Source organism: Clostridium massiliamazoniense (assembly GCF_001403635.1).
Lineage (GTDB): Bacteria > Bacillota > Clostridia > Clostridiales > Clostridiaceae > Sarcina > Sarcina massiliamazoniense.
In genome coordinates this window covers 553,187-577,300 of record NZ_LN879467.1, presented here as the reverse complement: position 1 = coordinate 577,300, position 24,114 = coordinate 553,187, and the positions used below count along the sequence as shown (strand labels likewise).

The window sequence follows — 24,114 nt, the reverse complement described above, 5'->3', positions numbered from 1 at the left end:
AGCTTATAAAACACTAAAAAACATAATTTTCTATAATATTTTTATAGTTAATATACTAAATACTATGAGGAGAGATTTTTATGATTAAAGAATTTGAAGTTTTAAAATGTACTAGAGATGAAGATCTAGAAACTCTTGATAAAGTTGTTGTTGAAACACCCTTAACTATAATTGTTAATAATAATGAATATATAACTATAATGTGTACCCCTATAAAAATGGAAGAACTTGCTGTAGGCTTTTTATTTAGTGAAGGACTAATAAAGTCAAAAGAGGATATTATATCCCTTGAGTTAGAAAGTTCAGAAGAAAATGTATGTAGAGTTAAAATTAAAAATCATATTAATTTTGAAGAACTTTATGGTAATAGAGTTGTTACTTCCGGAAGTAAGGGAAGCTTATACTATAACTCTATGAGCTTTATGAAAGATAAAAAGTTTACTAATAATATCAAAGTACATAAAAATGAAATTATGGATACCATGAGTAATTTCTTTAATAGATCTGAAATATTTGAAGCAACTGGTGGAGTTCATAGTGTATTACTAAAAAATAAAGACATTGAAATATTTAGAGAAGATATTGGAAGACATAATGCCATAGATAAAGCAGTTGGATATCTTATTTTAAATTCTCTTCCTGTTGATGAATTTGTTATTTATATATCTGGGAGACTAAGTTCTGAAATGGTTTCTAAAATCAGTAAGGCTGGTATTTCCTTTGCTATTTCAAGAGCATGCCCTACTTCACTATCTCTTGGATTAGCTAAAAACATGAATATGACCTTAATTGGATTCTCTAGAGGAAATAGATTTAATGTTTACTCAGGAAAGGAAAGGGTTGAATATAATGCGTAGTATGGAATTTTTCAAATCAATATCTATAGATGAAGCTATTACTATGGCTTCTGATTTTGGTAAAACTTATAATTTAGATTATGAGGTTATTAATTTTGAAGATGCTCTAGGAAGATTTGCTTTTGAGGATATTATTTCTTCTGAAAATATCCCTAATTTTAATCGTTCTAGAATGGATGGTTATGCTCTAAAAAGCAAAGAAACTATAGGTTCTTCTGAAACAATGCCATCCTTATTTAACATAATTGGTACTGTTAGTATTGGAGAAAGCCCTAAGTTTAAAATAAATTCTGAAGAATGTGCTTACGTTCCAACTGGTGGAGAAATACCAAAAGGTGCTGATGCAGTTATAATGATTGAAAATACTGATACTATAGGTGAAAATGAATTACTTTGTAACAAAAGTGTAGCTGCTAATGAAAATATAACAATGATTGGAGAAGATATAAAAGTAGGTGAAGTTGTTTTAGAAAAAGGAACAAAGTTAACTGCTTTCCATATAGGTGTTTTAGCATCTCTTGGCATAGAAACTATTAAAGTTTTTAAAAGACCTAAAGTTTCAATTATATCTACTGGAGATGAAATTGTTCCTGTTTCCAAAAAGAACTTAGTTGGAACAGAAATCAGAGATATAAATACCCATTGTTTAAAAGCTCAACTTAAAGAATTTGGTTGTGAAGTAATCTCTACTAATCTAGTAAAGGATGATTACAACTCATTAAAGGAATCTATTCTTTCAGTTATTGAAAGCTCTGATTTTATTATTATGTCTGGTGGAAGTTCTGTGGGAGAGAGAGATTATATGAATAAACTCCTAAAAGAACTTGGAGAGGTTTTCTTCCATGGAATAAGAATAAAGCCAGGAAAACCAGTTTTATTTGGTTCAATAAATAATAAAGCTTTCTTTGGACTTCCTGGAAATCCAGTATCATGTTCTTTAACTTGTGATTTAATTATTTCTGAATTTGTTAAAGCTTTAAACAATAGTTTTTCCTTATCTATAAAGGGAACTTTACCTATTAATACAAATATTCATTCTGCTCCGGGTAAAGATACCTTCCAAATGATTGATATTATAGATGGAAAGGCTTCCCCTATTCTTGGTCGTTCTTCAATGATTAGCATGATGGCTAGAGCTAAAGGCTATATTAGAATAAGTGAACACAAAGAAGGTTTATATAAAGATGAAAATATAGAAGTATACTTTTTAAATAAATAATTTAAGGAGAGGTCATAAACTAATGAGAAATGTATATATTGAAAATAAAGATTATAAAGAAGCTTTAAGGGAGTACTTAAATAAGCTAAATATAAAACCTATAATTGAAAATATAACTTTAAGAGAAGCTTTAGGCAGAACTTCTAGTGAAGCCATCTTTGCTAAGCTATCTTCTCCTCAAAGTCACTTAGCTGCTATGGATGGTATTGCTATAAAAGCATCTATTACAGAAAAAGCTACAGAGCTAAACCCTCTTAAACTTTATGAAGGAAAAGATTTTAAATATATAAATACAGGTAATGTTATTCCTGATGAATATGATAGTGTCATTATGATTGAAGATGTTTTAGATAGAGATGACCATATAGAAATTATTGTTCCTTCTAAGCCATGGCAACATATAAGACCTATTGGCGAAGATATTGTTAAAGGAGAAATGGTTATTCCTTCTGAATTTAAAATAAATTCCTTTGCCCTTGGTTCCCTTGCCGCTTCAGGAAACTTTAATGTTAATGTCTATAAAAAACCTTTAGTTTCAGTAATAGTTACTGGCTCTGAAATTGTCTCTTCCTTCGAAGAAATGACTGAAGGAAAAATTATAGATTCCAATAGTTATATGCTTTCTGGTCTTGTTGAAGAATGCGGTGGTAGTGCTAAAGCTCTTCCTCCAGTTGAAGATGACTATAATTTAATTAAAAATACTTTATTAAAAGCTGTAAATGAAAGTGATATAGTTTTAATTAATGCTGGTTCATCTGCTGGTACCCATGACTATACTGTTCACATCATAAGAGAACTTGGAGAAGTTGTTGTTCATGGTGTTGCTTTAAAACCAGGGAAACCAACTATTCTTGGAATAATTAAAGGAAAACCAGTTATAGGAATACCAGGGTATCCTGTTTCATCTTATGTTGCTTTTAAAGAGTTTTTAATTCCTATTTTAGGTGCTTATTATAATAAAAAAGAGGTTTCTGAATATAAATTAAAAGGTACTCTTACTAGAAAAATAGCTTCATCTTTTAAACATAGAGAACTTGTTAGAGCTAATGCTGGCATTGTAGACGGAAAGCTTATAGTATCCCCTATAAGTAGAGGTGCTGGAATAACAACAAGTCTTTTAAAAGCAGATGGAATTATAGAAATTCCAAGAAAAGTAGAAGGCTTAAATGAAGGTGAAGAAGTCTCTGTTTCATTATTTAAAAGTAAAGAAGATATAGAAAAAAATATTATTTCTATTGGTAGCCACGATATTTTAATGGACGTTTTAAGAGACCATCTTAGTCTAACTTCATCTCATGTAGGTAGTATGGGTGGAATAATGGCTCTTAAAAGAGGTGAATGTCACTTAGCTCCTATTCATCTTCTTGATAGTGAAAAAGGGGAATATAACATTTCCTATGTAAAAAAATACTTTAAAGAACCTATGATATTAATTAAGGGTGTTAATAGAATTCAAGGTTTTATAGTTAAAAAAGGAAACCCTAAGAATATAAAAACTATAGATGACTTAACAAGAGAAGATATAACTTATGTTAATAGACAAAGAGGTGCAGGCACTAGATTACTTTTAGATTATCTTCTTAAGAAGAATGACATAAATAAAGAAGATATTATAGGCTATGATAGAGAAATGCTTACTCATATGTCTGTAGCTGCTGAAGTTAAATCTCCTAAAGTTGATGTTGGTCTTGGTGTTTACTCAGCTGCTAAGGAAATGGATTTAGACTTCATTGAAGTAGCTAATGAAGAATATGATTTCCTAATAAAAAAATCCTCTTTAGAATTTTTAACAGAATTCATAAATGCATTAAAAAGTGAAGAATTCAAAAAATCTCTTGAAGAACTTGGTGGCTATAGCTTCGATAACTTAGGTAAACTAATAGAAATTAATTAATATTAAATATAACAAATATGAGCTACCTCACTAAAACTATATTTTGAGGTAGCTCAAATAATTTCAATGCACATAAAGGAGGTTAATTATGACTACTTTAAAGGAGCTTAAAAACACCAACATGTATGTAGAAAATATATGTATAACTAAAAATAAAAAGCTCTTATGTTTAAAAAACTGCAATACAATTGAAGGTTTTGGTCTTGAAAATGATGATAAAGGAGGAAAAGCACTTAGAGAAGTTGCAATTTATCTAATTCCAAGAGAAAATACTCCCTTTTTAAAAGATGGTTTATGTACAAATAAATTTAAGGCTAATCTATACATTTCTGGATATAAAGATGAAGAGCTAAAAATAGATTCTAAATTAAAAATTGGATCTACCCTACTTACAATTAATAGTATAGGCAAGAAATGTTATACAGATTGTAACTTGGTTAAAGAAAATTTATCTTGTCCACTAAAACACAATGTTTTATTTTGTTCAGTAAGTAAAGCTGGTTCTCTCGCTCTTAAGGATGAAATATCTATAGTTTTATAACTTTATTTTTATATTATCTTAGTAGCTATTAAAACTTTATTTAACACACAGTTTATTACAGGAAAATTTTTAAGATTAATGATATAATTAGCAAGTAATATAACAAAAGACAAATGTAAGGAGGATACATAAACAAATGAAGATTTTGAAATATTTACTGATTTTCATTCCTATAAGCTTTATAGGAGAATTTCTAAAAATTTCACCTTCAATTAACTTTATTTTTGCAGCTTTATCTATTATACCTTTAGCTGGATTAATGGGGGAAGCTACGGAGGAAATTTCATTTTATACTGGACCAAAGGTTGGTGGATTTTTAAATTCAACTTTTGGAAATGCTACAGAACTTATAATATCATTCTTTGCCTTAAAAGCTGGATTATTTGATGTAGTTAAAGCTTCTATTGTTGGTTCTGTTATTGGAAACATACTATTAGTTCTTGGTGCTAGTATGTTTGCTGGTGGATTAAAATTTAAAACTCAAAAGTTTAATAAAAAAATTGTTGAAGTCTCATCTAGTATGTTGTTATTTGCAGTTATTGGATTATCTATTCCTGCTGTATTTACTCATACATTGGACAAGTCTCTTATAAATACAAGATACGAAGATTTTAGCATATTTGTTGCAGCTGTAATGTTTATCATTTACATACTTAGCTTAGTTTTCTCATTTTTTACTCATAAAAATGTTTATGAGACCACCGAAGAAGAAAATAATTCTTCTTTAAACACAAATGAAGAAGAGTCAGAAGATAAAAATAAATGGTCTTTAGGAAAAGCAATAGCAGTACTAGCTATTTCTACAATATGTATTGCCATTGAAAGTGAATTCCTAGTTAATGGAGTTGATGCCATAACTTCAACTCTTGGACTTAGCGATCTTTTTGTTGGTATAATATTAATACCTATAATCGGAAATGCTGCTGAACATTCAACTGCTGTTTCTATGGCACTAAAAAATAAAATGGATGTTTCTGTTGAAATTGCCATTGGTTCAAGCTTACAAATCATATTATTTGTAACACCAGTATTGATTTTCCTAAGCTTATTCTTTAAACCTATGAGTATAGTATTTAATACCTTTGAATTAGTTTCAATGTTCCTTGCTGTTCTCATAGTTAATAGAATAGCAAGTGATGGTGAATCTCATTGGCTTGAAGGCTTTCAACTATTAGCTGTATACCTTATAATAGCTGCTGGCTTTTTTATAGTTTAACATCACATTAAAACCACGCTTTTTTCTGAGCGTGGTTTTTTATTAGACACTTCTTTTAAAACACCTTAAGTTTTTATAGGCTTTAATCTTTAATTTAATTCTTCTTCATCTTCCTCACTGGAACTTTCCTCTAAACCCTCATCCGAAATTACCTCAATAGCGCTTTTCACCTTTTTACCCTTTTTCCTTTTATAATGTTTCTTTGTCAATTTAGCGAAATATATATTAATCTCAATTAAAATAACTACAGTTATTACTATTTCATATAAGCCTAATCCCACTCCTATTCCAAGAGAAGCCACTGAAAATATTTCAGCACCTGTGGTTAATCCACTTACCTTAATAGACTTTCCTATTCCTACCGTAAAAATAGTACCTCCTGCAACAAAACCTATAGCAGTGATTATATTTGCTATTAATCTAGATGGATCAGCACTATTTGGTATTTCATAAACTGCCATTATGGTTAAAAAACAAGATGTTATACATATAATAGAGAAAGTTCCTACCCCAGCTGTTTTTTGTCTTTTGCTTCTTTCTATTCCTACTACAAATCCAACTATTGATGCAATTATAAGTTTAATTATTTGAGAAGTAACATTCATAATCTATCTCCTCAGCATTTTATAATTAACTTCATAATACTTTTATTACCCTATGACCAATATTATTCACTTAAATCAATTTTTTTATCTTAGAAATTTTACCTTTGAAACTGACCAATGCAAAGAAAATAAAAAACACTATAAAAATGTACTCCTCTGTAATTTTCAATAAACTAAAAATAATTAAAGGAGCTGTATCAAATTATTCCCTTTAAATATATTTTTTTCATCTGCCGAGATAGCTATATAGGCACAAATGGTGAATCTATATAGCTAGATAAAAGATAGAGAGGATGTATCTGTAATTTGATACATCCTCTTTTTAATGAAAATCTACTATGCATATACATATGCCTAATATTACAAATATTATTTTTTATAAATTCTATGCTCTAATTTCTTATTTCCATCCTAAAGCTTTTCTCTTAGCTTTTAAGTCTGCTAATATCTTATCTCCTAATTCATCAGGATTTACATTTATATTCATTGTGCATCCTAATGTATCTCTTTGGTCAAGTAAGAAGTTCTTAACATTATCTGATCCCATAATTGGTGCCATTACACAATGATATGAACTTATTCCAAGTAATCTAAAGCTAAATGATGCACCTATACCTTTTTCATTTGACCATTCTGGACTACAGAAAGCATAAGGCATATCCTTAATAGCTTTTCCAGCTTCAGCAGCAACACCAGCAAATATTTCAACTGATCTTGTGTTATCTATACATTCTCCTACATGCCATACTGGAGGTGTATCTTGTCCTAAAAATTCTTTTAATCCTTCTCCAGTTTTTTGTAAAGCTTCTTTATTACAGAATCCTAATTTTAATAATGGGAATGAAACACAACCATTAGTTAATATAAGAACATTGTTCTTAATTAATTTATTTGCTATATCTACTGTAGCTCTTTCGTAGATAACTCTTGGGTTATTACATCCAACCATATTTGTTATACCTAAAATCTTACCATCTCTTAATGCTTCATATAGAGGTTTCATGCTACCGTATTTTTCTACTACATATTCTGATGAGAATCCTACTTCAGCATCAACTTCATAAGGTGGAATAAATACTGGTACATCTCTTCTTTCAGCAAAACTTTCTATAGCTCTTGTAACTATTTTTCTAGCTATTTTTTCAGTATCTTTTAAATTAGAATGTTCATGATCATATGCATAATGCTCTGCACCTTGTAATCTAGCTGAATCACTAGTTGTTACAACTGTTGTTTTAAAGCATTTTGCAACTTCCATTATTCCAGGGAATACATCTTGTATATCTGCAACCCAAAGATCTAATGCACCAGTACCTAATACTAACTCTGCTCCTACTGCATTTGATAATGGAATAACTCCACTATATCTGTACATAGCTGAAAGCCCTGAACAACAAATTCCATAGAATTTAATTCCCTTAGCTCCATGTTTTTTAGCTAAATTTATAAACTCTTCACTTTGTCCCTGTTTAACTATTTCACTTACTAAAATAGGTAAATGTCCGTGAACAGCTATATTTACATAGCCCTTTTCTAATGCTCCAACATTAACTTTTGAAGTTCGTCTTTCTGGTAAACCAAATAATGAATCTGTTGCTACAGCAACACCAACAACTCCTGAGAATGCAAAAGTAAGTCCAACTCTCATGAATTGTTTCATTATGTTTTCCCAATCTCCATCTGTTCCTTCATTAGTTCTATGGAAAGCTTCAAAAACTTCTTGATAAGCACTTATTGGAAGTATATCAAGATCAGCCCATACTTTTTGTCTTTCCTCTGGGGCACAATACTTAATTAATTTATATTCATCAGCCATTGGTCTTGATAAGTCTTCTAATAATACATCAGCTAAATCTATAGCTATTTCTTCTATTGTTCTTCCTTCAGTTTCTATTTCAAATTGCTTAGCATATTTTAAAGTAACATCTTTACATATTGGTAAATTTAATTGACCTTCTGCTGCTTTCTTTAATGCTATAGCAACTTCTCTTCCATGAGCACCATGAGCTGCTGAACCAGCTGCAAGAGCTCTTAACATATTTCTTGATACTATAATATCGGCATCTGCACCACAAACCCCTCTTGGGCTTTTTGGAGTAATTTTACAAGGGCCCATACTACAGTTTTTACAACAAACTCCTGCCATACCAAAACTACATTGTGGTTGTTGTGCATCAAATCTATCAAATGATGTTTCACATCCTATTTGCTCCATATGCAATAATAATTCTTTTACAGCTGGGTCTGGTGTCTTTTCTATAACTTGCTGTTTATTAGGAAAAGTTTTTCTATATTCTGATACTGCTTGTAAGTAATCATTTACTCCACCATGATGATGATGCTCATGTCCATGATCATGATTATGATCATGGATGTGGTTTTCTTGCTTGTTCATTTTTTCTTTATCCATTGTTTTCCCTCCATCTTCTAGTTAAATTAACCATAAACAAATTAAATTTCCTTTACGAGATTAATTTTAGGCTTATTAATTCTTAAAGTCCAATGTGATATTTTTAACAAAGTTAAAAAATATCAACCTTTTTTAAATAATTACATAGGAAACACCTATCCTTTTTATGTTAATATTTATACATACTGCATAATGAATAAAATTTTAATAAATATTCATTATATTGTTCATATATGACTGAAAAATAATGAATTTATTACAAATTTCTATAAATAAAAATCAATAATTCTATAAATTAGGTTTAAAAGTTTATTATTGGAAATACAATTATACAAAATATTGAATTTTCATATTTTACTAATAAATAAACTTCAACTAAAATTCAAATAGAATTAAAACTTTATCTGAACTTTAGTTGAAGTTATCTAGAACGATGATACTGTTTATCTCTTACTTATAACAGATAGATTATTACAATAAATTATATAAAAAGTTCTTATTAGAATTATTTTGATATTGTGTACATTAATATTTTTTCTAAATCTATTATTCCTCTTCCACAACTTATTATTGTAGTTGTATCATTATTTTGATTTATAGTTATCTCTGTTTCTTCCCTTGAAATTGTTATTTTTGCATATTTATCTAAAGTATTATCAAATTTTTTTATATTTCTTACTACTACTGATTTTTCAGTTATTATATCCTTTATTATTTTTAGTATTAATTCTTCTCCTCTATTTCCTATATATTGTTTTAACTCTGTAGATACAATATTTTCTTTTTCTACAATACCATTATCTACTTCTTTAAATTTCTTTTCTGAATCTGCTTTTCCATTACATTTTATATTCAAAACAGAAAATATTTTATCATTTCCTTCTAAAGTTGCTATAGCAACATCCTCTTTATTTTCTATTGTATTTTTATTCACAACTCTGTCACAAATATAACATTCTCCAACTTCATGCTCAGTAAACTTTAAACACTTACTTGGAATACATCTTATTTTTCCAACCCATATTACTTCATTCTTCTTATTTTTAAGAAAAATTCTTTTGCCTAAAATAGAACTCATATCTAAGGTACAGTTATATATAAAAATAGCTATATTTTCATTAGACATTAAATCTAACTTTTTTGAAGATGTTATTTCTCTACTCTCCTTATCTATTATTCCAAATCCAATGTTATAACTTTTAATATTTTCCTTTAAAAAATCTCCTATAACTAAATAATCCTCATCCTTTGAATCAAATTTATCAACTGCTACTTCCTTTAAATAAAATTCTTTTTCTATTATAGATAAATTTCCTTGATTTTCTTCCCTATTTATTTTCATATTTTAAAGCAGTTACTTTCATATTCTAATATATTGTAACTTTTACCTCCCATTAAATTAATTTTCCCTCTAACTATTCAATGTTTAATTTAACTTTTACTTAATACCTTTCTAATACGCCTTAGTATTCCTCCAAATACTTTTAATCCACTCGCTTCATCTTCATATTCATAATACTCTTCAAGCTCATCATCTTCAACTTCAGTATTATATTTTTCTTCTACATCTATTACAACATAACTTTTATCTTTTATATTAGAAACAAAAATTTCTCCTGTAGAATCTTTTACTACATCAAATTCAATTTCTAATCCTTCCCGAACATTTTTTAAATTAAATTCTTCAATTTCCTTAAACCTTAAATAAAATTCCTCACCCTTATCACTTCTTACAAATCCATGCTTTCTTTCCTTATTAAATGAACTAATATAGCCAACTAAATTTTTATATATAGTTTCCTCACCTTCTGGAGCTATAAATGGCTTATTAGTAAGTTCATAATAATTTCTTTCCTTCGTTAATTCATCTAATATGCTTTCTATTTCCTCATAGTTTTTTAATCTTTCTTCTTTCTGATGATTACAAAGTTTTTCTAAAAAATCATGTAATCTATATCCATTTCTTTGCTTAAGAATTATTTCCTTACTTTTATTATTAGGATAATAAAAAGCACCTTCCCTTATAGAATCATTAGAAAAATTTATACTCCCGCAAACTAATTGATGTAATAACACACCTAAAGAAAAAGCAATTATTTCAGCAGGTTTAGAATTTTCACCCCAACTAAACTCTATATTATTTAGTTCTGGAGCAGAATATCCATAAAGACTTCTACTAAAATTAACTGATTTAGAATTTAAAACTCCATTTTTCACTTCGCAAATTCTTCCTAAACCTAGAAAGCTAACTTCATCATTTTCCCCTATAATAATATGCTCTGGACTTATTCCTAAATGAACGTATCCCTTTTCTTCTATATATTTACTTAAGCCCAATGTCTTTTTCATTATCTCTACAATTCTAAGCATATTAGCTTCATTATTTTTTGCCTCTTTAAATTTCCCCTCTAAAACTTCCTCTTCTAAAGTCCTTCCCTTTTTATACTCTAAAATTATCATAGGCTCATTTTTTTTAATACATTGTATGTTGTTATTTTCCTTTAAATAAAAAAAATCTAATAATTGAGGTAAAAAAGGTGATTTTATATCATTTAAAGTCTTTGTATAATTTTTTAATATCTCCCTTTGTTCTTTATAATCCTTACTTTTACTTAATCTAACCGTTTTTATAATAACTTCCTTCTGCTTTAAGTTATCATAACCTAAAAATGTACTAACCCTTTTAAACTCTTTTTGAAATTCCTTATGAATCCATGTAAATTCCTCATTTACAACTTCATTCTTATCTATTAAACTCCATCTACCATTTAAATTTTTATTGCTAGCACATAATACTATTGAATTTTTATAGACTTCCCCCATAAACTCCCCCTAAGCGATCATTTAAATAATTACTATATTAACTTTTTAATTTATATATTTTAATTTATATCTTTTGCTTAATAGTATTAAGTCCCCATTATTTAATTTCCTGTCTTTAGATTTTATAACATCCTCTCCATTTACATCTAAATAATTTTGATCTGTCAAATTTCCTATATAATAATCATTATTTCTTTTATATATCACAGCATGTTTTCTACTAACTATTTTATCTGTATCTATAGAAGCTAAATCTACATCTGGATTACTCCCTTTAGCACTACGACCTATTATCATTTCATCATACTTTAAATTAAATACGGAATGTATGATGTTATCTAAATAAAGAATAATTTTAGAACATTCTCTATTTTCCTCTTTTATAATATTAAAATAGATATAGCCAAATTCATCTATTTCAAAAATACCCTCTTCCTTAAATTCTACTATATCTTCTTTCTCTTCTATATTTTCAATATTACCTATTTCTAACTCCCTAGATGATAACTTACTCTTTTTAAAATTTTCCTCATTTTTTAATTCTTTATTATGTTGATTTTCTAGTTTATTAATTTTTTCTGTAAAATCACTATCTATCATAGTTCTATCAATAATTGTCTCTTCATTAGTATTTATGAATTTTTCCTCTTTAAAGTTTTCTAACTCATTCCCCTCATCATTTATCAATCTAAGTGGTGCTCCACAAACCTTACAATTATTTAACCCAAATCCCTCATCACATACTCTATATTTCTTTCTGCAATTTGGTTTCATACATTCTTTTATCAAAATTTAACTCACCTCAACTAAAAACTATTTCCCACTTACCTTTTCTCCTCTTATTGTAAATTATATTAATCTATTTCACATAATATTATTATTTTAATATCCTTTATATAGTATGAGGTAATTTCTTTCTTTAGAAGTTTTTTTATCATTTAGAATTTCATATTTATTAATCATAACATCATCTATATCATACTACATATATAAACAATTTTAGTAATTATTTATAATAAATCTATTAGTTCTTAAAATTAACAACATTCTATTAATATTGCATCCCTTTTCTATTGTATACATTTACAATTAGTAATATAATATAATTGTAGTGGACATTAAATAATTAAGTTCAACCATTTTTATATTATTTAATATTAAAACTATGAGTTTCTTAGTTTTTACCCTTATTACAAAGAGCCTAGATTACGTCTCACCAATCTAGGCTTTTTTTGTGATAGTAAATAGTTTAAATTTTACATAAAATCTATTATTCGTTAAAGTTTATAACACTATATTAATATTATATATTTTTTATTAACATTCACTAATTGATATTGATTATCCTTATCTATTAGTATTATAATGTATTTGTAGCTGAATACATCTTAATTGCATATAAAATTATATCAACTTTTTTATTTGTTCATTTAAACTAATAGCATTTATAAGAAAGCCTATTCTCTAATTTAGGCTTTCTTATCATATTAATTTTTTCTACTTAATTATCTTTCAGTGAGTTTAAATATTTTGAGGCAGGTGATTAACTTGAATAGGAAAGAAAAACAATGTTTGTCAAAAAATATTTTATTAGAACGAATTTATGATTTAATTTTGGATAAGCAAACTGCTGAAGATGAACGCATTAAACTTATTGAATTTAAAAATGCAGTCGAAAAAGGGAAAGACTTTGAATTGCAAACTATGAGATTAGCAGAAAATTTAAGAAGATTAGCACTTTATAAATTTAGAAATAAAAAAATCTTAGTCCTAAAGTCAGTAAACTTTACATGGATATTTTTTCAACTGGGCTTTTTGAAAAAGAATTAGGGCGTGGATTAATTTATTGGTCATTGCTTAATTTATTTTAATTATTTAATTTTGTTTTATAATATATTATTTAACCTATATTGTATATCTAATTTTTTATAGTTAAGGGGTTTTTCACATGCTAATATTACATAGAGATAATTTACTTGATACAGAGCGAAATTATAAAATTATAATAGATGGACAAGTTTATGGTAAAATTAAATGCAATGAAACAAAAAGAATAGACATACAAAAAGGAAATCATATAATTTATTTAACACTTGATTGGTGTAAAAGTAATAAAATAAATTTTGAAATTTTAGATGATGAAAATATAGAATTTAAATGTGGGTCTTCGTTAAAGGGATGGCGTATTCTATTATTATTTATTTACGCCACTATATTAAAAAATAAATATTTATATATAAAAAAAATTTAATTTAAATTTCTGAATCTTATTTTACTAATTTAATCAGCAATAGATTAGATTTTAAAACATCTGCTATAAATTTTTACCTTTTAATTATCTATTTTTATCCAGTATAACATCATCATTATTACTCGTAAATAATCTATCTAAAAGATTCCTATAATCTTTCTTATTATTACTGTATTACTCATAATTTTTACTATCATTATTTCATCTTTCTCTTTTTGCATATAAAAAGAGCCAACCATCCGATAAATGCTGATGGTTAACTCTCTAATATTGTTCTAAATAAATGATTACTAAGCATAAAAAATAATGCAATAGATCAATTTTTACCCTTCTAGAAATTCAAAATTTACTTCTAATTTATTTTTAATATTTGCCCTACATAAATTAAGTTTGGATTACTAATATTATTTAAAGCTACTAATTTATTTACTGTAGTATTAAATTTACTTGCTATAGCTCCTAGCGTATCACCAGACTTAACTATATAAGTTTTTATATTATTAACTAATACTACTCCAGATTTATCTACCCAACTCATTAATCCATTTCCTAATAGGACTTTATTACTATCTACTTGAATTATAGGATAACTACTTTCTTTAACCCAAGCAGGAATCACTTGACCAGTAGAATATCTATAAGCAATAATTTTAACATTTTGCCCTACCTTAAAACTTGTGTTATTATTGATAACTGCTTTATCTATTCTATCATCATTTGTCATATTCTTGCCTAAATAGATTTCTTCTGTAAAGTAATCTAAATCAGTATTACCATTTGGTATCCCTGCAACTTGACCATTATCTGCATATTGCCAGCCAATATATTTTCTTAATATTCTAGGTTGATTTACTCCGTATTCAGCAATCCAAAGAGGATATTTATCTATAGAACTATTAAGATTATCATTTAGAAAACTAGTATAAGTGTATAACACAACTTCATTACCTGTTAATGCTGTTATAGTATTAGCAAAATCTATTACTATTTGACTTAGTTCATCTACACTTGCTCCATCAGTGACTTCTACATCAATAGCTATTTTACATTGATATTCTTTATCTTTAATATTACTAAACATCCACTTAGCTTGTGTTTTACCACTTTCATTACCATGCAAGAAATGATAAAATCCTATATTAATGCCACTTGCTTTAGCTCCTTGATAATTAGCATTAAATCTTTGATCTAAAGTATGCTCTCCCTCTGTAGCTTTGATATAAACTATTTCATACCCTGCATTCTTAACTTTATTGAAATCTATGCTTCCTTGCCAATTACTTACATCTATTCCCTTTATCATATTATTCACTCCTTAATTTTATTAGCTAATTATTATCTTTTACTTTTAGTTTATTATGAATAACTGTAAAGTGATAATAATTATTAAATATAAAGAAGATAAATTAAATACTTATTTCCAAAAAAAATAAAAAATAGAGTATTAATTGGTAAATTAATACTCTATTTTTTATTATAAATTACTACATAATTCTTAATGTATTTTTACATCGTTATACCTTGAAAGAAAGCCTATTGATATATTAATCTATTCTTGATACTTATTTATAATTATCTTATAAAATAGTAGTAATAAAAATTTCATCCTATTATTTTATCTCTCTACATTGAAAAACAATAAAAGAAATTATTGTAAAAATAATAAAATATGAAAAAACCACAAATGAAATAAATTTCATTGATTGCCCAGTATATCTTAAAGGATAATCAACATAATAATATACATAATACTTATATATTAAATGAAAAACTGATGTATATGATAGCATTTGCCCAAAACAATATAATCCAATAGGAATAGCAACTGAAATTGCTGTTGAACAAGTAATTACTCCAATCATAATAGTTAAAGATACTGAAACAACAATTCCAACAAAACCGTCATTGATAAAATTAGTAATAATAGAACTAAAATTAACTACATTAAAAATAAAATGTCCTATTATTAAAGAAGGCACAAGTAATATTAAATATTGTACTATTACTAAAATAATTATAGTTATTATTTTCGCTAATAATATTTCAAATCTACTTTTAGGTCTTATTAATATTTGTCTAATAGTCCCTTGAGAAAATTCTCCTACGATTATATCATTGGTAAAAATAATACTTGCACAGATAACTACAAAACCTACAATAGAACTCTCTAAAATATAATTAACAAAATTATGTTTTTCTACATGCATCATTGATGGACTATTTATATAGAAATAATAACATATAAAAACTAATATAAATTCTAATAACAAAAATATCTTAGTTTTTTTTCTTCCAAATATATTTATTAATTCATTAATTATTAAACTAATCATTTTTTCTCCTTAACATCATTTAAAATTGATTCAAGTGATATATTTTTATCTACCTCTACTATATTTTTTATATTTCCATCTTCAATTAAAATAGCTCTATCACAAATACTTTCTAATTCAGTTAAAATATGACTTGAAACAAGTATAGCTGTCCCATAGTTTTCAGCAATTTCTCTCAAATGTTTTCTTAATAACATAATACCCTTTGAATCAACTCCATTTATAGGTTCATCCAATATTAATAATTTAGGATTATGTACCATTGAAATAGCTAATCCTAACCTTTGCTTCATGCCTAAAGAATATTCATCAACCTTTAAATTAATAAAATTTCTCATTTCTAATAAATCTATTATTTCATCTATTTTATCTTTTTTTATATCTTTATAGAATCTAGAAAAATATTTTATATTTTGAAGTCCTGTTAAGTGTAAATATAAAGCTGGAACTTCTATTACTGCCCCAATATATTCTAAGGCCTTTTTCTTATGAGTTTTTATATTATATCCATTTATATATACTTCGCCATTACTTGGTCTTAGTAATCCTGTAATTAATTTCATAATAGTTGTTTTGCCGCTTCCATTATTACCTATTAATCCTATAATCTCTCCCTCATTTATAGAAAATGAAACATCTTGAATTATAAGCTTATTTCTAATCTTTTTTCTTAAATTTCTTACTTCTAATATACATTCTCTTTCCATAAATGTCCTCATCTATTCTTTATATTTTTTACTCATTTAATATAATTGATATAATCATTACTTTTTCTTTATGAGCCAATTGTATATTCATGTAATATTAATATCAAATTCATATCTTTTTCATATTTATTGATTATTAAAACGTTTTCTTAATTATGTATAAATATTTTTATACATTTTAATATATTTAATACAATTTATTGAATTATATTATTAATACAAAAAAGTACATAGTTTTATTAATAGATTAAAAATAACATTATTTGTCCATAAAATAATATTAATACCTTAAATTACCTTGAATTAAAAAATTACTTTAGGACAATATAATAGTGTAAGGTGGTTAAGAAACATCTTACAAGCCAGAAATCCATAAGGAGGAATTGACTATGTCTAATAAAGTGATTCCCGAAAGTCATGAAATCACTAATCTAAGACTAAAATTAGTTGAAGAATTTAGGCAGATTTTAAATGACATGAAGGGTTATCCTATAGGAAGACAAGGAGACAATCCTTAGGTGACATGGTAAAAAGAAGATAGAAGAAATTTGAAAGTCACCACAAGTAAGTTCCAAAATCTAGAGATTAATTATCAAAAGAAAATTTAACTAAAATTTGAAGTAAATGAGGTAGATGTAATGGATATACCACCAGAACATTGAATTATGAACTAAAATTTAAGTTAGCGAGGGATGTATTATGGGTGTACCGCCAGAATATTAATTACTTAATAACTTCTATCGTAATAAAAAGGAGTATCTAAAAATTTTATTTTTAGATACTCTTTTTGTTTTTTGTAAAAATTTATTACTAATTACATTAAATTTTCTTTATAATACTCTTCCACAGCTTTAAGTTCATCATATATTTCTGAGCATCTATAATTACTATAATAAAGTAACCCTACATAATTTATAAATTCATCTTTGTTCATTTCTTCAAACTGTTCTCTAATTTCCTCATTGTTTAATCTAGCTCTTATAGTTTTATTTAACAATCCTAGCTCTTGTTCCTCTTCATAATAATAAGATATTTCTGAAAGGTTAAATTCCTCTTCTCCATTCTTATCAATAATTTGTATATTTTCATAAATTCCATCAGCTTCTATACTTTCTATGCTGTCTCTAAACTCTGAAGCTAATTCTTCATACTCATTTATAAGATTTATCGTAAGTTCAACTAATTTTTTTCTTTCCCCAAATCTACTCATACCCTTAAATAAACTCTCCTAAACCTTTTTCTAATATTTTACATATTATTAGAATAAAATTCAATTATTTATTTTATAAAATACTTATATTTCTATACAATTAAAATATTTTTACAGTTATTTTTTTCTGCTATATTTTTTAATTCCATCATACATCCATCATCTGGTCCTTTTTTGTCTTTCATTGACTTTCTAACACCATGATTCCTAAATTTTATTAATTTATATCTTATATTTTCATTCTTTTCACCTAAAATTCTTGAAACTTCACCTACAGTTTCCTCATTATTCAAATCATTCATTAAAACAACTGTTCTAACTTCTTTTAATTTATTTCTTTCTAATAAATATAAGAAGTTTTCCTTTACAATTTCATTACTTTCTCCAATTTGCACTTTATGAATATTATTATCCCAAGACTTTATATCAAGCATTACACCATCACTAAGGTCTAAAAGCTCCTTCATATTTTTAAAATTATTAGAACCATTGCTATCAATTAAACAACTAAGACCTTCACCCTTACATAATTTAAATAATGCTATAAGAAATTCATTCCAAAGGGTACATTCTCCACCTGATACTGTTATTCCACTTATAAATGGTGTATATTTTTTTATTGTATTAAATAATTCTTCCACAGTAATTTTTCTTCCTTTAGGTGTTGAGCTATTTGGACAAGCATTTATACAACAATCACATCCACTACATTGTTCTCTATTAAAAGTAACTTTATTATCTTTATAAATTAAAGCTTCATTTTCACAAAACTCAACACATATACCACAGTTTTTACATAATGATATAGTCTCCTTATTATGACAATAAGAACAATTAAAATTACATCCTTGAAAAAACACAACAGTTCTATTTCCAGGTCCATCTACAGAACTAAATGGAATAATATCATTAATTATTGCTGTCATCCTCTTCATAAAACCACACTCTCATTATTACACTTAAACTCAATTTAAATAGAAGTAAATATTATCTTATCTTTCTATTTAATATATTACAATTTTGTGCTGCTTCAAGACCTAAAGTTACAGTATCTTGCATTACAGCTTCACCTTGCTTTAATTTTTCCATCTCACTCTTTTTAACTAAGTATCCTGTAATTCTTATGACATCTGCTGTACTTGAATATAAGGAAAAATACCTAATTCCAACCTTAAAGGCACCTTCTATTATATTTAATATATACTCTGGATTATTTATTGTATTTTCTTCAAAAGGAAAAATATCACCTATTCCTGATGGAAAATACTTATGGAATCTTCCCGCTTGTCTTAGATGATTCCAAATTTCAGGTTCATTCCCTATTTGAATTCTACAACCTGGGCTCACTCCATTATCATCTGAAATTCCAACCTGAGCATGCATAAGTAATCGTTCTTCTGTTATCTTACAATGTGGACTTTCATAATTTAATACAAAATTATGTAATGCCTTAATTATTTCTTCTCCTAAATCATCAAATTCAACATCATGCCCAAAGGAACCAACCTTTCCTTCTTTCTCCATAATATAATCTACAGCTTCTGCTAATCCCACTATACCAAACATAGCTGTGAACTTTTCTTTTTCAATAAAGCCCTCTTTAACTAAAAAATTACTATGAAAAAATGCAGTTTCTTCAATTAAATATCTTATTCTTTCATTAATATAACTTCCCATGGCTTCCATTGCTTCTGGCAATTTATTATGAAAGAAATCTTCTTTTCCTTGAGCACTTTCTGCCAATTTCTTAAGATTCATTCTCACTAAAGTATAAGCTCCTCCACCAATTGGTAATCCATTATAACAACTAGCAATTGCATAATCTCCATTAAAATCTTTTTTAAACATCTCATCATTAGCAAAGCTTGGCTTAGCTGTTTTTAATGAAGTTTTTATAGCTTCCAAAGCGAATTCTTTTTCAGTATCTTTATTATATTTTAAAGTCAAATTAGGTATAGTATTTTCAAGTTCTCTCTCTATTTCTAATATTATTCTTCCAGCTCTAGTTGCTCTTGGTCCTAAGTTTCCATGGCAAAAAGAATCCGTTATAGTTCTATCAATATGAAGCAAGAAAAATTTAATGGCCTTTCTAGCCTCTCTCTCTGACTTAATAAATGGATCTAATAAAGTATCTATATTTCCTATATAAACAGGCATAGTAGTTATTGATGGAACATGCTTATAAAAAATCAAAAGGTTATTAACAGCTTCCCAAATATCCTTTGGTTTTTTAAGCCCTAAAAACTTAGACCCTTCTGCCATAAACTTCTCATAGTTAGGAATTATATATCTAGGTCTATAAGGTGCATTTCCTTCAAAAAGATCACAAATTACCCCTGATTTCCTAAGTTCCTCAGTTTTCCCACTTATATTTAAAACATCTATATTATTTTCAGCTTCTCTAGCTAAAGCTACTACCATTTGCTCAAAAGTTAAACTCTTATTTTTTATAATACTTTCTACCTTATTCATAAGCTCCCCCTCAGTACTAAAATAAAAAGAGCTATTGATAAAAATCAATAAGCTCTTTCTCTTACTTATAATTATTGATTTCTATAGTTATATAATAATATAGAAATCTTATTTTAAACCTATATACTTAAATAATTCGTCAAATATTAACATATTGCCCTAATATTATAAATAACTTTTCATATATAATAAACTTTAACTAATAAACTCTACCTATTTATCTGATAATTTATAGAACGTTAAACATTATAAGTATTAGTAATCAAATATTACTTAACAAAGTTCCTTATCTATTTTTTTACTTTTACGCTTTTTTTTATAAAAATAAATTCCAGAACCTAATACTACAAGTACTATTGATGCATATGTATATTTTTCTAATATAGATTGTATTAATGACATGTTGTTTCCTACAAAATATCCTAATAATATAAGTATTATATTCCATATAGCTATTCCAATAGTTGAATATATAGTAAATATAGAAATTTTCTGTCTTTCTACACCTGCAAATAAAGATATATATGTTCTAATTACAGGCAATAATCTAACAATGAGAATACTTTCCTTTCCATATTTGGAAAACCACACTTCTATTGAGTCTAATGGCTTTTTTAATTTTGGAAATTTTCTTATTAAAAAATCAATTAATTTTTTTCCCCCGAAAAATCCTACTCCATAGCATATAAGTGATCCTATTAAAGCTCCTACTGTACTTAATACTATAATCCCAATAAGAGATATATCTCCTTTAGCTGCTGCTATGCCAAAGAAAGGTAATATTAATTCACTAGGTATTGGTATTCCTGCATATTCTATAATTAAAAATAGAAATATTCCCATATTTCCCATGCTTATGGATAGGTCTGTAAGTTTAGTAATAATAAAGCTAAAATCCATTGTTCTATCTACTCCTCTTTAGTTTTCGATACTTTCTTTACTTCATTATACTAACTTAATATAAGTTATTCTATTTCCTTATCTTTCTTTAACCTTTCAATTTTGTAAGATAATATTAAATAACTTTTTTACTTACTATAAAGATAATTATATTAAATCAATGCTATCTCTTAACATTCCTTCATTAAAAGATAGCATCCTAACCTATCTTGACCACAATACTTTCAACATCATTATTATATCAATACTATTAAACTTTCCGTTAGCCTTACTCTCTATAAATTTATTTACTAACCTTATAATCTTATAACTGTCTTCCGAGTTTTCTTCCTTAATTTCATTGATTATATTATTTATTTCAATATAATCATCAATTTCTAAAAGTGATAATATTTTCAATATAATTAATTTTGTATCTCCTCTATTTTCTAATAACTTATTACTATAAAATTTATAAAGCTTTTTAAATCTTCTTATGCTTGCTTCTTTTCCTTCAATAATCCTATAACTACAAGCATTCAAGTAATGACCAACAATAACTAATAAATTATTTGAATCTAAAAGAATCAATTTATCTAAATACTTACAAGAATTTTTAAAATCCTTTATTTTTATATTATAAATTCCCAATAAATATAAAATCTCAGTATTTTTTTCATCATAAACATTTTCCTTTTCCAAAATACTTCGTGCTATATAATAATTTTTATATATAGCCTCTAACCTTGATTGTTCTATTTGAAAAACTTTATAATTATCACTATCTTCTGGAATTGATTTTATTATTTCCTCGGCCATTTCATATTTAGTTATTTTTATATAAATCCTAACTAAATCATATTTCAATTCCTCTGAGTCAAAGAATATCTTTTTAGCTTCTTCTAATAAATTTTTTCCATCTCTATACCTATTTTTAGATATTAAAAACTCAAATAATAATCTATATCCTTTATATTGTTCTCTACTATTTTCTATTATTTCTCTTAAAGATTTTTCAATTAATATTTCATCTCCTAATAATCTATAAATATAATATGTTCTATACCTTGGATCCATATAACTTTTATTTTTTATATTAGACTTATTATAAAAACTCAAGGCTTCCTCATAATTCCCCTTGACCTCTTGAATTAATCCTCTATAGAAAAATATCTTTGAACTATCAAACCCATATTTTAAAGCCTTATTCAGATAGACATAACAACTATCTAATTCATTGGCCTTTTGATATACATTAGCAATCTTGAAATAAGTTTCTCCTGAATTATTGTCAATATCTAAAATCCTTTCTAACTTCTCTATAGCCTCATCATAAAATCCTAATTCTTCATATATCTTTGATAGTTTATAATAATATTCAATATCATTTTCTAGACTATATCTAATATTATTTAAGTACTCTATAGCATCTTCATACCTCTTCATATTCATTAGCTTATCAACTATTTTTATTTTATCTTCCATGAAGCTCCCCCCTACTTTACACCCCTTTTACATAATATATACATATTTAAATTAATTGATATGTTGTTATTTTTATCTAAATGGATATTTTTTACATTATCTATATTCTTCATTAACTTCTAAAATCCTTTATATAAAATTAAATAATAATTTCATGATAAAATACTTTTTTCTTTAAATGATTTATAATAGAATTACTAATATAAAGAAAATACAGAAAACTTAATTAGTGATATGATATTTAAATATAAAAGAACTACCTCTAATAAAGGAATTAATTCCAATTAAGAGATAGTCATCTTTATTTTTTAAAACCCTATTTAAAATTCCTAAACCTTAGCTTATTATATTATACCTAAATCCTTTTTAAATAATCTATTTTCTTCTCTCATTTCATCTATTTTATCATAAGCCCCTATTTCAGACATTTTTGAAAATGTCATTATTAATGAATTTTTTAAAGTCTCTATTGTCCTTATTCTATCATTATGTACTAAAGTTCCATCAAATAAGGGATCTAAATCTGCTGCTAATTTTTCCTTGGCAAAAGCCCTTATAATACTTAAAATTTCATCAGGTCTCACTCCTATATTTTTAAGTATATTAACAAAATTAGGTGCCACTCTTGCTTTAACTTTTTTTGATATTATACTTAATAATAATATTCCACCAATTGCACTATAAATTGCTTCTTCTACATCATTATTCACTACAAAATCATCTACTTTTACATTATCAACTAAGTAAACCATATATTCGCCAGGACTACTGAAATTATCCATAGTTTTATTTTCTTTTACTATCATTTTTCCTATATCATTAATTTCATTCTCTAAAATAGGAATCCCTAAATAATTTCCTAAAGTACATATTACATCTATAGATGCTATTGTATTTAAAATAGCAGTTAAAAAATTATTTCTACTTAATAAGACAACTAATTTCTCCTCTGATATAAATTCATTTATTAGTACAATAGATAAGTTCCTTGAAACTTCAATTAAAAACTCTTTTTTTCTATTTGCTTCTTCACTTTCTTTTATATTGTTGCTATTTTCCTTATCAACGTCATCATCTCTATATATTTTTTCCTTTACCATAAAATACTCCTTTAAAAATTCTTGAAGATATTAATAATTTTACTTTATAAATTGATTTTTTTTCAATTACCTTCTATTTTCATCATTTTAATTATTTTTCTCTATATTAAAT

At 26.3% G+C, this 24,114-nt stretch carries 22 protein-coding genes; 8 read left to right on the top strand and 14 right to left on the bottom strand.

Translation table 11 applies throughout. From position 1 onward, the window contains the following. Window positions 1-80 precede the first annotated feature (80 nt). The 5 genes from fdhD (at window position 81) to cax (ending at window position 5,727) form a co-directional block, all read left to right on the top strand. The gene (gene fdhD, locus ARA19_RS06530; RefSeq protein ID WP_055070166.1) at window positions 81-857 is read left to right on the top strand and encodes a formate dehydrogenase accessory sulfurtransferase FdhD; all 777 of its coding nucleotides are present in this window, start codon (window positions 81-83) and stop codon (window positions 855-857) included. A 1-nt stretch (window position 858) separates the two neighbouring features. Further along, entirely contained in the window at window positions 859-2,076 is a 1,218-nt protein-coding gene (locus ARA19_RS06525; protein ID WP_207643337.1) for a molybdopterin molybdotransferase MoeA, read from the top strand. A gap of 22 nt (window positions 2,077-2,098) precedes the next feature. Further along, window positions 2,099-3,970, top strand: coding sequence for a molybdopterin biosynthesis protein (locus ARA19_RS06520; protein ID WP_055070164.1), 1,872 nt, complete (start codon window positions 2,099-2,101; stop codon window positions 3,968-3,970). A gap of 88 nt (window positions 3,971-4,058) precedes the next feature. After that, on the top strand, window positions 4,059-4,511 hold the full coding sequence (locus tag ARA19_RS06515; protein ID WP_055070163.1) for a hypothetical protein: 453 nt from the start codon (window positions 4,059-4,061) through the stop codon (window positions 4,509-4,511). A gap of 136 nt (window positions 4,512-4,647) precedes the next feature. Beyond that, window positions 4,648-5,727, top strand: a complete 1,080-nt coding sequence (gene cax / locus ARA19_RS06510) for a calcium/proton exchanger (RefSeq protein WP_055070162.1) — start codon at window positions 4,648-4,650, stop codon at window positions 5,725-5,727. A gap of 89 nt (window positions 5,728-5,816) precedes the next feature. Here the strand turns inward: cax and ARA19_RS06505 are convergent, their stop codons facing one another. The 5 genes from ARA19_RS06505 to ARA19_RS06485 form a co-directional block, all read right to left on the bottom strand. Continuing rightward, window positions 5,817-6,332: an MgtC/SapB family protein gene (locus tag ARA19_RS06505; RefSeq protein WP_055070161.1), complete on the bottom strand. Its 516-nt coding sequence runs from the start codon at window positions 6,330-6,332 to the stop codon at window positions 5,817-5,819. Window positions 6,333-6,732: 400 nt separating this feature from the next. Beyond that, on the bottom strand, window positions 6,733-8,742 hold the full coding sequence (cooS, locus tag ARA19_RS06500) for an anaerobic carbon-monoxide dehydrogenase catalytic subunit (RefSeq protein ID WP_055070160.1): 2,010 nt from the start codon (window positions 8,740-8,742) through the stop codon (window positions 6,733-6,735). Between the two features lie 505 nt (window positions 8,743-9,247). Next, a complete protein-coding gene (locus ARA19_RS06495) occupies window positions 9,248-10,084 on the bottom strand; it encodes a hypothetical protein (protein WP_055070159.1) in 837 nt (278 codons plus the stop codon). Between the two features lie 89 nt (window positions 10,085-10,173). After that, window positions 10,174-11,565 (bottom strand): protein kinase domain-containing protein, encoded by a 1,392-nt coding sequence (locus tag ARA19_RS06490; RefSeq protein ID WP_055070158.1) that lies wholly within the window; start codon window positions 11,563-11,565, stop codon window positions 10,174-10,176. A 45-nt stretch (window positions 11,566-11,610) separates the two neighbouring features. Then, window positions 11,611-12,354 (bottom strand): FHA domain-containing protein, encoded by a 744-nt coding sequence (locus ARA19_RS06485; RefSeq protein ID WP_055070157.1) that lies wholly within the window; start codon window positions 12,352-12,354, stop codon window positions 11,611-11,613. A 759-nt stretch (window positions 12,355-13,113) separates the two neighbouring features. Here ARA19_RS06485 and ARA19_RS06480 point away from each other — a divergent pair. Beyond that, the gene (locus tag ARA19_RS06480; RefSeq protein ID WP_242862403.1) at window positions 13,114-13,395 is read left to right on the top strand and encodes a bacteriocin immunity family protein; all 282 of its coding nucleotides are present in this window, start codon (window positions 13,114-13,116) and stop codon (window positions 13,393-13,395) included. A 118-nt stretch (window positions 13,396-13,513) separates the two neighbouring features. Beyond that, a complete protein-coding gene (locus ARA19_RS06475) occupies window positions 13,514-13,816 on the top strand; it encodes a hypothetical protein (protein ID WP_055070156.1) in 303 nt (100 codons plus the stop codon). A gap of 352 nt (window positions 13,817-14,168) precedes the next feature. Here ARA19_RS06475 and ARA19_RS06470 read toward each other — a convergent pair whose 3' ends face one another. The 3 genes from ARA19_RS06470 to ARA19_RS06460 form a co-directional block, all read right to left on the bottom strand. Next, window positions 14,169-15,119 carry a GH25 family lysozyme gene (locus ARA19_RS06470; RefSeq protein WP_055070155.1) on the bottom strand — a complete coding sequence of 317 codons (951 nt, stop codon included), beginning with the start codon at window positions 15,117-15,119 and terminating at the stop codon, window positions 14,169-14,171. 307 nt (window positions 15,120-15,426) lie between these two features. Next, window positions 15,427-16,149, bottom strand: coding sequence for an ABC transporter permease (locus ARA19_RS06465; protein ID WP_055070154.1), 723 nt, complete (start codon window positions 16,147-16,149; stop codon window positions 15,427-15,429). Next, window positions 16,146-16,856: an ABC transporter ATP-binding protein gene (locus ARA19_RS06460; protein ID WP_055070153.1), complete on the bottom strand. Its 711-nt coding sequence runs from the start codon at window positions 16,854-16,856 to the stop codon at window positions 16,146-16,148. Before ARA19_RS06460 ends, ARA19_RS06465 begins: the two co-directional genes overlap by 4 nt. Window positions 16,857-17,245: 389 nt before the next feature. Between ARA19_RS06460 and ARA19_RS18120 the strand changes: the two genes are divergently transcribed. Beyond that, window positions 17,246-17,374: a hypothetical protein gene (locus tag ARA19_RS18120; protein ID WP_278321676.1), complete on the top strand. Its 129-nt coding sequence runs from the start codon at window positions 17,246-17,248 to the stop codon at window positions 17,372-17,374. A gap of 296 nt (window positions 17,375-17,670) precedes the next feature. Here the strand turns inward: ARA19_RS18120 and ARA19_RS06455 are convergent, their stop codons facing one another. From ARA19_RS06455 to ARA19_RS06430, 6 genes are all read right to left on the bottom strand, one after another. Next, window positions 17,671-18,066, bottom strand: a complete 396-nt coding sequence (locus tag ARA19_RS06455) for a hypothetical protein (protein ID WP_055070152.1) — start codon at window positions 18,064-18,066, stop codon at window positions 17,671-17,673. Window positions 18,067-18,158: 92 nt separating this feature from the next. Continuing rightward, window positions 18,159-19,001: a YjjW family glycine radical enzyme activase gene (locus ARA19_RS06450; RefSeq protein ID WP_242862402.1), complete on the bottom strand. Its 843-nt coding sequence runs from the start codon at window positions 18,999-19,001 to the stop codon at window positions 18,159-18,161. Window positions 19,002-19,053: 52 nt separating this feature from the next. Further along, on the bottom strand, window positions 19,054-20,538 hold the full coding sequence (locus ARA19_RS06445) for a YjjI family glycine radical enzyme (RefSeq protein WP_055070150.1): 1,485 nt from the start codon (window positions 20,536-20,538) through the stop codon (window positions 19,054-19,056). Between the two features lie 273 nt (window positions 20,539-20,811). Continuing rightward, window positions 20,812-21,438 carry a DedA family protein gene (locus ARA19_RS06440; protein ID WP_055070149.1) on the bottom strand — a complete coding sequence of 209 codons (627 nt, stop codon included), beginning with the start codon at window positions 21,436-21,438 and terminating at the stop codon, window positions 20,812-20,814. A 204-nt stretch (window positions 21,439-21,642) separates the two neighbouring features. Next, window positions 21,643-22,902, bottom strand: a complete 1,260-nt coding sequence (locus ARA19_RS06435) for a tetratricopeptide repeat protein (RefSeq protein WP_055070148.1) — start codon at window positions 22,900-22,902, stop codon at window positions 21,643-21,645. Between the two features lie 344 nt (window positions 22,903-23,246). Then, complete coding sequence (locus tag ARA19_RS06430) at window positions 23,247-24,002, bottom strand: hypothetical protein (protein WP_055070147.1); 756 nt, start codon at window positions 24,000-24,002, stop codon at window positions 23,247-23,249. Window positions 24,003-24,114 lie beyond the last annotated feature (112 nt).